Source organism: Hyunsoonleella aestuarii (assembly GCF_006148925.1).
Lineage (GTDB): Bacteria > Bacteroidota > Bacteroidia > Flavobacteriales > Flavobacteriaceae > Algibacter_D > Algibacter_D aestuarii.
Genome location: NZ_VAWB01000001.1, coordinates 1,085,079 through 1,097,034 on the forward strand (window position 1 = coordinate 1,085,079; position 11,956 = coordinate 1,097,034).

The 11,956-nt window shown below is 34.8% G+C and carries 7 protein-coding genes; 6 read left to right on the top strand and 1 reads right to left on the bottom strand.

Translation table 11 applies throughout. The features are described 5' to 3' along the window. Positions 1 to 75: 75 nt before the first annotated feature. On the top strand, positions 76 to 2,478 hold the full coding sequence (locus tag FEF17_RS04940) for a glycoside hydrolase family 31 protein (protein WP_139001243.1): 2,403 nt from the start codon (positions 76 to 78) through the stop codon (positions 2,476 to 2,478). Positions 2,479 to 2,538: 60 nt separating this feature from the next. Here FEF17_RS04940 and FEF17_RS04945 read toward each other — a convergent pair whose 3' ends face one another. After that, positions 2,539 to 4,380 (bottom strand): cation:proton antiporter, encoded by a 1,842-nt coding sequence (locus tag FEF17_RS04945; protein WP_139002139.1) that lies wholly within the window; start codon positions 4,378 to 4,380, stop codon positions 2,539 to 2,541. Between the two features lie 96 nt (positions 4,381 to 4,476). Between FEF17_RS04945 and FEF17_RS04950 the strand changes: the two genes are divergently transcribed. From FEF17_RS04950 to FEF17_RS04970, 5 genes are all read left to right on the top strand, one after another. Further along, positions 4,477 to 5,325, top strand: a complete 849-nt coding sequence (locus FEF17_RS04950; RefSeq protein ID WP_139001244.1) for a universal stress protein — start codon at positions 4,477 to 4,479, stop codon at positions 5,323 to 5,325. Continuing rightward, positions 5,322 to 7,520, top strand: coding sequence for a SulP family inorganic anion transporter (locus tag FEF17_RS04955; protein ID WP_139001245.1), 2,199 nt, complete (start codon positions 5,322 to 5,324; stop codon positions 7,518 to 7,520). Before FEF17_RS04950 ends, FEF17_RS04955 begins: the two co-directional genes overlap by 4 nt. Before the next feature lie 81 nt (positions 7,521 to 7,601). Next, positions 7,602 to 8,462 carry an MBL fold metallo-hydrolase gene (locus tag FEF17_RS04960; RefSeq protein ID WP_139001246.1) on the top strand — a complete coding sequence of 287 codons (861 nt, stop codon included), beginning with the start codon at positions 7,602 to 7,604 and terminating at the stop codon, positions 8,460 to 8,462. A gap of 9 nt (positions 8,463 to 8,471) precedes the next feature. After that, the gene (locus tag FEF17_RS04965) at positions 8,472 to 10,079 is read left to right on the top strand and encodes a S8 family peptidase (RefSeq protein ID WP_139001247.1); all 1,608 of its coding nucleotides are present in this window, start codon (positions 8,472 to 8,474) and stop codon (positions 10,077 to 10,079) included. 1 nt (position 10,080) lies between these two features. Next, entirely contained in the window at positions 10,081 to 11,949 is a 1,869-nt protein-coding gene (locus FEF17_RS04970; protein ID WP_139001248.1) for a M1 family metallopeptidase, read from the top strand. Positions 11,950 to 11,956: the final 7 nt, after the last annotated feature.

An 11,956-nucleotide genomic window follows, 5' to 3' on the forward strand; every position in this document is an offset into this window, starting at 1 on the left:
GGTATTTTTGTAATTTTTAAATCCTAAAAGCCTAATTTATTTACTATTTTCGTTGATCAATAAATTTGAGGATTTATGATATTAAATACGGAATTAGAATTTAAAGGAAACCTATTCCCTTCTAAAATAACCAGCTACGAGAAAAATCTAAACGTCCTGTCTTTTAAAGCAGAAAACGGTGTCGTTTTACAGATAACTGTTCGTAGAGATAGTGTTTTAAGGTTTAGATATACCACTACTGGAATTTTTGAGAATGATTTTTCGTATGCAATAACAAAATACGCAAGCCGTGGTTACAATTACCTTGAGGTGGCTGCAGACGATAGCCATTATATTATTACAACAAAGAAGCTCATTTGTAAAGTTTCAAAAGAGGATTTGAGAATCTCCATTTTTGATGCAAAAAATAAAAGTTTAATTTGTGAAGATGAGCTTGGTTTTCATTGGGAAGAAAGTTATGAGTTCGGAGGTGATGTAGTGAAAATGTCTAAAACAGCTCAGCCGGGTGAAAGTTATTATGGTTTAGGAGATAAGCCGGTAGATAATAATTTAAAAGGCAAGCGTTTTGAGAATTGGGTAACAGATTCTTATGCTTACGGGAGAGATACAGATCCCATTTACAAGGCAATACCTTTTTACACGGCTTTACACAACAAAAAAGCTTATGGTATTTTCTTTGATAATACGTTTAGATCGTTTTTCGATTTTTGTAATGAACGTAGAAATATAACAAGCTTTTGGGCTCACGGTGGCGAAATGAATTACTATTTTATTTATGGCCCAGAAATGTCTGAAGTTGTTGCTAACTACACAGATTTAACAGGTAAACCACATGCAATGCCCGCATTGTGGGCTTTAGGATATCACCAGTGTAAATGGAGTTATTATCCAGAATCTAACGTTAAGGAAATCACCGCTAAATTTAGAGAATTACAAATACCTTGTGATGCGATTTATCTGGATATTGATTACATGGAAGGGTTTAGATGTTTTACATGGAGTGAAGAAAATTTTCCTAACCCAAAGCGCATGGTCAAAGAGCTTGAAGATGACGGCTTTAAAACTATTGTTATTATTGATCCCGGAATTAAAATAGACATGGAATATTCTGTGTTTAAAGAAGGATTAGAAAAGGATTACTTCTGTAAGCGTGCAGATGGCCCATACATGAAAGGCAAAGTCTGGCCTGGTGAATGTTATTTCCCAGACTTTACTCGGCCAGAAGTAAGAGAATGGTGGTCTAATCTTTTTAAAGAACTAATTGAAGATATCGGTGTAAAAGGTGTTTGGAACGATATGAATGAACCTGCGGTTATGGATGTTCCTGGTAAGACATTTCCTAACGATGTAAGGCATGATTACGACGGTAATCCTTGTTCTCATAGAAAGGCTCATAATGTTTATGGAATGCAAATGGCTCGTGCTACTTACCAGGGTCTTAAAAAATTCTGTTACCCTAAAAGACCTTTTGTAATTACAAGAGCTGCTTATTCTGGAACGCAACGTTATACTTCAAGTTGGACTGGAGACAACGTTGCAACATGGGATCACCTAAATATTGCGAACCTTCAAGCTCAACGCATGTGTATGTCTGGGTTCTCCTTTATTGGATCAGATATAGGCGGTTTTGCCGAGCAACCAAATGGCGAATTATATGCTAGATGGATTCAGTTAGGGGTCTTCCATCCGTTCTGCAGAACGCATTCTTCTGGTGATCATGGTGATCAGGAGCCGTGGACTTTTGGAGACACTATTACGGATGTAGTGAGAAAATTTATTGAAATAAGATATCAATTATTACCTTACTTGTATACTGCTTTTTGGAATTATGCTTCAGAAGGAATCCCCATCCTTAAATCATTGGTATTATATGACCAAGAGGACCCGCAAACACACTATAGAAATGATGAATTTATTTTTGGTGAAAAAATATTAATTTGCCCAATAACGGGTCCTAATCAAAAAGGAAGGCGCTTATATGTTCCTAGAGGGAAATGGTATAATTTCTGGACCGATGAGATAGTAAACGGTGGACAAGAGTTATGGGTTGATGCAGATTTAGATAGTATGCCAATTTTTGTTAAGGAAGGAGCAATCATTCCTAAATACCCTATTCAACAATACGTTGGTGAAAAAACCATTGATGAATTATTACTAGATGTTTACTATAAATCTGGAAAAGAAATTTCTATGGTTTATGAAGATGATACGGATGGATACGATTACATTAAAGGGCGTTACAGTTTAAGAAATTTTAAGTTGCATGGTAAAAAGGATGAACTTATAATCCAGCAACATAAATCCGGAAAATTTATAACGACTTATAAAATGTTCAAATTAAATTTACACGGTTTGCCTTTTAAAATTTCTAAAGTGCAAATTGATAATGAAGAAATTGCTTTTAAAGATATAAAGCTTAACGGTGATAACACTTTAGTGCTTACTAAAGAATTTACAGAGCTTCATATTATGTCATAGACAACAAGTTTTCAATACCTAAAAGCCTCACTTACTTATACTTTGAGGCTTCTTTAATTTTTAGGAATTACCTTTTTCAGGATCCAAAGCTTTCCCTAAATAAACAAGTTGATATCCTTTTTGAATATTTTCAAACCCTAAATTGTAGGACGAGATTATATGAAGCTCTCCCTTATTGTCTTTTACAAACAAAGGGATGATGTTTTCGTCTTTATTTGATGTTTCAATAAGCTTCTTGTAATGATTTTTGTCTTTCAAATCAATTTCTTGAATAGAAGGATGTTTTTGGGTTACATCCATCAACCTATTGTAATCATCCTTATGAGAAAACAATCCCTCTTTTGGGTTATTGGTATCATCTTCCATTTCTTTGGCGCTTACTAATCTAAACGCTCCGTTCTCCCCAAATTGTTTACTAAACTTATTTATAGCATATTTATTAATATCTGGGTTTCCTGTTAACGCCATTAAATACCCAACATCATTTAATTCTATATTATCAGTAAGCGTTTCAGAATAAATATTTGTGCTAATAGCCTCCAAACCAAGCTCTTTAGCCATTTCAATATTATTCTCATTACTATCAATAAGCACAACATGACGGTTATTGTTTACTAAATAATGTCCAAGTAAACGAGATATTTTTGAAGCCCCAACAATTAAAATACCTTCAGATTTTTTAAGAAATACACCAACCAATTTCGCAAACAAACGTGCAGTTGTAGCGTTCAATAAAACGGTTCCAAGAACAATCATAAAAACCAAAGGCGTAATATATTCTGCCCCCTCAACACCTTGCTTAATAAGTTTACTTCCAAAAAGAGATGCGATTCCTGCCGCCACAATTCCTCTTGGCCCCACCCAACTAATAAAGAGTTTCTCATTAAATTTTAGTTTCGAATTATAAGTACTTGCAAAAACAGCAATAGGTCGAATTATAAAAACAACTAAAGCAAACAATAGGGCTGTTTTCCAGGTGTAAAGCAGCATTAAGTCTTCAATATTAATATTAGCTGCCAACAGAATAAATAAAATGGAAATGAGTAAAACACTAAGTGATTCTTTAAAGTATAATAACTCCTTAATATTATTTAATTTTCCATTACCCAATACCATTCCCATAACAACTACGGCAAGTAATCCCGACTCATGAGCAAAAATTTCAGACTCTACAAAAACCAATAAAACAGTAGATAATGAGACCACATTTAAAAGGTAATGTGGAATCAATTTCTTATTGATTGCAAATGCTAAAGCATGCGCAAACGTAAACCCAAAAGTGGTTCCAAAAAGAATAATCTTTCCAAACTCAATTAAAGCTGTTTTAGTAAACCCGCTGTCACCTTCTACACTAATAAATTCAAAAACCAATACCGCAACCAAGGCGCCAATTGGATCAATTAAAATGCCTTCCCATTTTAAAACTGTAGAAATATCTTTTTTTAGAGGTATGTTTCGTAGAATTGGTGTTATTACCGTTGGTCCAGTAACAATAATAAGGCCTGCAAATAAAAACGAGAGCTCCCAGCTTAAATTAAAAATGAAATATGCTAACATGCCTGCTCCAAAAAATGTTACCGCAGAGCCTAATGTGATTAGCTTCGTTATAACAGGTCCAACATTTTTTATTTCAGCCCGCTTTAATGTTAAGCCTCCTTCAAAAAGGATAATACTGATAGCTAGTGAAACGAAGTAAAACAAACCTTCTCCTGGAAATAGTCCCTTTTCACCATTCCAAATAGGCTCTATCCATTTAGTGCCGTCTTCAGACAAAAACTCTGCTGCAATTGGCCCAACTAATAAACCTATTAATATTAATGGTAAAATAGCTGGTATCTTAAATTTCCATGCGAACCATTGTGCTAATATGCCTAAAATAATGATTCCTGCTAGTTCTAACATATTTGATTTTGTTTTAAAAAACACTAATTTAAACAAAACAGATGATTCCATGTTTTTTAAAAATATTATCTTTCAACTTTTCGCTAAATTTATAATGTGTCCATAAAACCATTCAAAAGTATTGGAATAGGAATTGCTTTTTCGCCCAACCTAAAAGCAAACCTTTATGAAGCAGCAAGACTGTCTGTATTTTTTCAGTCGAAATTATTTTTAATACACGTTGGGGAATTTTCAGAAGATAAAATAAAGGCGCTTAAAGTTATTCTAAACGCTTTTAAAAAAGACCATTTAGATTACGAGGTTGTATTCAAAACAGGTGACCCGGTTGAAGTTATATTATCGACTTCAAAAGAAAAGAGTATAGATTTATTAATATTAGGAGCTGTTCAAAGAGAGCGCTTACTAAAATATTATGTCGGCTCTATTGCTAGAAAAATCACTCGTCAAGCGGCATGTTCTGTTTTACTTCTTATTAAACCTTCTGTTGACCGTATTACTTGTCAGCATATTGTTGTAAATGGCTTAAAACACCCTAAAACAGAAGAAACCATTAAAGCGGCGTTTTATGTTTCACATAAGTTAAATTCTGAAAAAATTACGATTGTTGAAGAAATTAAAGAAGATCAAGTTTCTGTTAAAGTTGAAGACGATAAATCATTAAGGCGCGCTAATATTATTAAAGAACGTATTAAGCTTCGCGAAAACTCTAGAATAAAAGAAATTATTAGTCATATTCCAGAAGAACACACCAAAGGGAAAACCATAAAGTTGCAGCCTATTTTTGGTAAAAAAGGGTATTCCATCGGTCATTATGCTCAAGTGTCTCGAGCAGACCTTTTAGTAATGAATGCGCCTTCTAAAATGACATTTTGGGATAGGTTATTCCCACATGATATTGAGCATATTTTAACCGAATTACCAACCGATGTATTAATTCTGCAATGAGCCCGAGAAAAAATAACATACAAGACTTTTTAAAGGCTTTACCTAAAAATATGTTTTCAGGTTTCGTAGTAAGCCTTATTGCATTGCCGCTAGGTTTAGGGCTAGCTATGGCAAGTGAAGCTCCCCCAATTTCTGGAGTCATTGCCGCTGTTGTTGGCGGTATTGTAGTTTCTATTTTAGGGGGCAGCCATGTTACCATTTCGGGACCTGGAAATGGCTTAGTAGGTGTTTTACTTGTTGCTATCTCCACTTTAGGCTTGGAAAGCACTTATGTGGCAATTATTTGTTCTGGAATATTGCTCTTAATGCTTGGTTTTTTTAGAATGGGAGCGCTTGCAGATTTTTTTCCTTCTTCTGCAATTCAAGGCATGCTAGCCGCTATAGGGTTAATTATTCTGGGAAAGCAATTTCATATTATGCTTGCTCATAAAATTAATAGAGAAGATACTGTAGATTATTTAATAGAAATTCCATATACCATAAATGACGCTCTTCATTATGGAAACAAGGGTTTGATATTCGCTGCATTAGCTGGTATTATAAGTTTAACGATTATGATATTTTATTCTAAAATTAGAAATAAATATTTGCAGCTTATACCCGCTCCAATGTGGATTGTTATTCTCTCTATTGGATTCAGCTATTATTTTGAAATAGGGCTGCATGAGACTAATCCTATCTCTAAGGAGTATATGATTTCTGGTATACCAACCATCCAAGCTATTATTGCAGATTTACCTCGCCCCGATTTTAGTGGTATTCTAAGCTTCTCCTTTTTAGGGAGTGTTTTAGCTCTTACCTTAATTTCCGGTATCGAATCATTATTGAGTATAAAAGCAGTAGATAAGCTGGATCCAGAAAAAAGACGCTCTAATGTTAATAAAGATTTAAAAGCTCTGGGGATAGCAACCATAGGTAGTGGTTTTCTAGGCGGCTTAAATGTTGTAACGGTAATAGCGCGTAGCTCTGTAAATGTAAATCAAGGCGCCTCCAATAGATCTTCCAATTTCTTTCATGCACTTTTTTTAGTCCTTTTTATTGTTTTCTTTAGCACACAATTAACCCGAATTCCGCTTCCTGCATTAATGGCAATTTTGGTTTATACAGGTTATAAATTAGCGTCACCGAAAGTTGTTACCAAAATGTTTTCTATAGGGAAAGAACAACTTATAATCTTCTTTGTTACACTAATTTTAACTTTAAAAATTGGATTAATAACAGGTATAATATCTGGCGTGATTACAACCTTTATTATTCATATTATCGTAAATAAAAGTGCTGGACTCTTTTTAAGAAATGTGTTAAAACCTAATGTTTTAATGTTTAAAGAAGAAGAGAATGGTAGTTACTACGTTAGCGTCAAGCATTTTTGTAGTTTTTTGAATTATTTCCGATTAAAAAAACACCTCGACGCTGTTCCAGAAGATGAAGATGTTATAGTGGATTTTTCCATGTGTGAATTTGTAGACGATACTATCATGGAAAATATTAATAACTATCAGGAGTTATTTTCTAAACGTGGCGGTCATTTTGATGTTATTGGCTTAGACATGCACGATACAGATTCTAAACACCCATTTGCTTCAAGACGTTTGCTGCCTGTTCCTAAAATAATTAAAAACAGTCTCACCAGGCGTCAGACAAGTATGGAAGTATTGGCTAAAGACTATGATTTAAATTACAGCGCGGAAAAGAAAAAAGATGTCTCTTTTTTAAACAATTTCTCTTTTTTTAGAACAAAACAAATTAACCATATATATAACGAATTGTCTCAAATAGATGAAACCATCAAATTGTTTGATATCGAGTTTTCTGAGGGTGAATTTATTGCAAAAGAAGTTGTGCGAAGCACCATGCTTCATATAAATTTAAACATCTCATTACCGGAATTCACTTTGGATAGAGAGGGGTTTTTAGAGAAGGTGTCTGCGTTTGCTGGGTTTAAAGATATTCCCATTGAAAACCATGAAGATTTTTCGAAACGTTTTTACCTCATGGGAGAAAATGTAGCTGAAATTTCAAAGTTTTTTGATGATGATGTTACTCATTTCTTTGAGAGTAATCCTTATTATCATGTGGAGTCCAACGAAAGAGCCTTGTTAATATTTGGCAAAGAACGTCTGGCTAGTGTTAAAGAAATTAAAGCATTGTTCGATTTTGGAAAGCGTTTAAAGAATGTTATTACCAAGGGTTAAACGGTTATACTTCCTCATAATTCATAATATATTCTTAACTTTTCTAAACCTTTAAAAGAGTTTTGTTAATTTGCAATCCCTATGAATTTATATCCTATTAATGCCGGTAATTTTAAACTAGATGGTGGTGCCATGTTTGGTGTTGTTCCAAAGACATTATGGCAAAAAACAAATCCTGCAGATGCCAGCAACATGATAGATATTGCTGCCCGATGTTTGCTAATAGAACACAGCAATAGGCTTATACTTATCGACACAGGAATGGGCAATAAGCAATCGGATAAATTTTATGGTTATTACCATTTGTGGGGCGACGATTCTCTCGATAATTCATTGAAAACACAAGGCTTTCACCCTGATGATATTACCGATGTGTTTATGACACACCTTCACTTCGACCATTGCGGTGGTAGTATTAAATGGAATAAAAACAGAACGGGTTACCAATCTGCCTTTAAAAACGCACAGTTTTGGAGCAATAAAAGCCATTGGAGATGGGCAACAGAACCCAATAAACGAGAAAAAGCATCGTTTTTAAAGGAAAATATTATTCCAATTCAGGAAAGTGGTCATTTAAAATTCACAAGGCTTCCTGAAACAGATTTCTTAGAAAATTCCGAATTAGGTTTTGACATCTTTTTTGCAGACGGACACACCGAAAAACAGATGATTCCGCTAATCCATTACAAAGGTAAAATAATTGCTTTTATGGCAGATTTACTGCCAACCGTTGGTCATTTGCCCTTGCCATATGTTATGGGTTACGATACGAGACCTTTACTAACCTTGAGTGAAAAGGAAAAATTTTTAAATTTGGCAGCCGAAAAGAACTATTATTTATTTCTTGAACACGATGCTCACAACGAAATTATAACGGTGCAACATACCGAAAAAGGAGTTCGCCTAAAGAACATTTACACTACAGAAGATATATTCAATTAACTTATTAAAATGAAAACAATAAAATTTTTAACACTATTTACGCTTTTTTCTACATTAATTTTTAGCTGTGGAAGCACTGCAGATATTATAGCAACACCTGTTGAAAATATTGATAAAACACCATTAAAAGTATCTGAGCTCACTGAAGCTGAAAAACACAATTGGGGACATTTAGATTTGGTAAAAGACACCATTCCGGGCATGAGTGTCGATAAGGCTTATGCTGAACTAATTAAAAAGAGAAAAGGAAAAAAAGTAATTGTTGCTATTATTGATTCTGGTATCGACATTGATCATGAAGATTTAGATGACGTAATATGGACTAATAAAGATGAAATTCCAAACAATGGAAAAGATGATGACAACAATGGTTATATAGACGATATTCATGGTTGGAATTTTGTTGGAGATGGATATTATGAGCAATTGGAATATGTGCGTTTAATTGCTAGCGGTAAGACTAATGATCCTAGATTTGAAGAAGCCAAAGCAGAACTTGAAAAAGAGCGGGAAAAGTATTTAGGGCTCAAAAGTAATTATGATCAATTTTTATTGCAATTATCGAGTGCAGATGAAACTATTTCGAAGCATTTGGGTAAAAAAGGTTACACAAAAGAAGAGGTTAGTGCCATAAAAACAGAAGATAAGGGACTTCAGCAATCTATATCTGTTGTGCAATATATTTACAGTTTAGATGCCGGTTCGGTGAGTGAATTTAAACAACAACTTAAAGATGGTTTAGAAGAGTTTAATAACCGATTAAATTATTATTTAAATGTTGACCACAGAGGACGTGTTACAGGTGATGATCCCGATAATCTTAATGATGTGCCTTACGGAAACAATAATGTTAAACCAAAGAAAAAAACTGAAAGCCATGGTACACATGTTGCTGCTATTGTAGCTGCCGAACGAAACAATGGAAAAGGTGCTAACGGTGTAGCAAATAATGTTGAAATTATGTCGATTAGATCGACACCAAGAGGCGATGAGTATGATAAAGATGTGGCATTAGCTATAAAATATGCCGTAGATAATGGCGCCTCTATAATTAACGCAAGTTTTGGTAAAAGTTACTCGCCACATAGCGATTGGGTTCGTGATGCGATTGCTTATGCAGGAGAAAAAGACGTTCTATTTGTTCATGCCGCTGGCAATGATAGCAAAAATGTTGATGTAGAACCTAAATTTCCAGACGATAATGTAAACGGTGTTGAAGTGTCGAATACTTACATTCGAGTTGGTGCTTTATCGCCAAAATATGGATCAAATTTAGTGGCAAATTTCTCAAATTTCGGAAAACAAAATGTCGATGTATTTGCTCCAGGAGCTGAAATTTATTCGGCCACCCCTGAGAATGATTATGACACCAAAGGCGGAACCTCAATGGCGGCACCAGCTGTTGCTGGAGTTGCTGCATTAATACGATCGTATTATCCTAATTTAACCGCGGCTCAGGTTAAGAAAATATTGATGGACTCTGGGCTTGCTATAAAAACCAAAGTAATTGTTGGTGGCGATTCTAGTAATATAAAGCCGTTTTCAGATTTAAGTAAATCTGGGAAAATTGTAAATGCCTACAACGCCTTAATAATGGCCGCTAAAACGTCTAAATAAAATGAAAAAGCTTTATTACTATTTATTAAGTGTAACCATAGTTTTTTTCTTGTTATCGTGTAAAACGGTTCAGAAAACTCCCGGTCCTATATCTCAAACTCCTCCAAAACCGGCTCAAGTTGCTAGTGTTTCTAATAATACCTCTTTCTACTGGCAGCAGCGTGTTGATTATAAAATGGAAATTGATATGGACGTTAACACCTATCAATACAAAGGAAAGCAGGAATTAGTTTATACCAACAACTCCCCCGATGTTTTATACAAAGTGTTCTATCATTTGTATTTTAATGCTTTTCAACCGGGTAGCGAAATGGATATAAGATCTCAAAATATACCAGATCCAGACCCAAGAGTTGGCGACAGAATTGGCAAGTTAAAACCAGATGAAATTGGTTATATCCACGTGAATTCTTTAAAACAAAATGGTGCTGATATAACATATGAAACCGTTGGAACTGTTTTAGAGGTGGAGCTTTCAAAACCTATTCAACCCGGAGAAAAAGTGACTTTTAATATGGATTTTGATGCTCAAGTTCCTATTCAAATTCGACGTTCTGGTAGAAATAATAAAGAAGGTGTGGCGCTATCTATGGCACAATGGTATCCTAAATTAGCAGAGTATGATTTTGAAGGATGGCATGCCGACCCCTATATAGGTCGTGAATTTCATGGTGTTTGGGGTAATTTTGATGTGAAGCTCACCATCGATAAAAACTATGTGGTAGGAGGAACAGGCTACTTGCAAAACCCGAACGAAATTGGTCATGGTTACCAAACAGGAACGCTTTACCAACCTACGGGCAATAAATTGACATGGCATTTTGTAGCGCCTAATGTTCACGATTTTACTTGGGCAGCCGACCCCAACTACATTCATGATAAAGCACAAGTTCCCAACGGACCAATGCTTCATTTCTTCTACAAGAACTCGATGCCTAAAGAAAAGCTTGAAAATTGGAAAAACCTACAACCTAAGGCTGTTGCTCTTATGGAGTTTTTTAGTGAAAACATAGGTGCCTATCCTTACAAACAATACTCCATTATTCAAGGTGGTGATGGTGGTATGGAATATGGTATGTGTACACTAATTGCAGGCGAAGGCTCTTTTAATGGATTGTTCGGTGTAACAGCCCATGAAATGGCACATTCGTGGTTTCAATTTTTATTAGCAACAAACGAATTAAAACACTACTGGATGGACGAAGGTTTTACAGAATATTTTGGCGAATATGCCGAAAGTGTCATTTTCAACAAGAGCTTTACAGAACCAACGGAACGTGCCTACAATATTTACAGAAGCTATGCTAATTCTGGAGTTGAACAACCGCAAACTACGCATGCGGATCGCTTTAACTACAATCAAGCTTCAGCTATTTCGGCATATTACAAGGGTTATGTTTTTTTGTCACAATTACGTTATGTAATTGGTGAAGAAAATCAGAAGAAAACAATAAAAAAATACTTTAACGATTTTAGTTTTAAGCACCCTGTTCCAAATGATATAATTCGCACAGCTGAAAAAGTATCTGGACTGGAGCTTGATTGGTATTTAATGGACTTTACTCAAACCACTAATACTATTGATTACGGCATAAAATCTATTGAAGACAACAGAGTAACATTAGAACGAATAGGGCTTATGCCCATGCCCTTAGATATAAGAGTAACCTATGTTGATGGATCTATTGAAGATTTTTACATCCCGCTTCAAATGATGCGCGGTGAAAAACCAACAAACGCTACTCTAAAACCCGATTGGGCTTGGGCATATCCTAACTATACATTAGAAACAAATAAATCTATTGGCTCTGTACAAATAGACCCAAGTGGTCTTATGGCAGATATTGATTTGGAGAATAACAAAAAGTAGATTAACA

Bases quoted from the DNA above. Each gene is read 5' to 3' on its own strand.
- FEF17_RS04940 (WP_139001243.1), top strand. From the start codon at position 76: ATGATATTAAATACGGAATTAGAATTTAAAGGAAACCTATTCCCTTCT.
- FEF17_RS04945 (WP_139002139.1), bottom strand. From the start codon at position 4,380: ATGTTAGAACTAGCAGGAATCATTATTTTAGGCATATTAGCACAATGG.
- FEF17_RS04955 (WP_139001245.1), top strand. From the start codon at position 5,322: ATGAGCCCGAGAAAAAATAACATACAAGACTTTTTAAAGGCTTTACCT.
- FEF17_RS04960 (WP_139001246.1), top strand. From the start codon at position 7,602: ATGAATTTATATCCTATTAATGCCGGTAATTTTAAACTAGATGGTGGT.
- FEF17_RS04965 (WP_139001247.1), top strand. From the start codon at position 8,472: ATGAAAACAATAAAATTTTTAACACTATTTACGCTTTTTTCTACATTA.
- FEF17_RS04970 (WP_139001248.1), top strand. From the start codon at position 10,081: ATGAAAAAGCTTTATTACTATTTATTAAGTGTAACCATAGTTTTTTTC.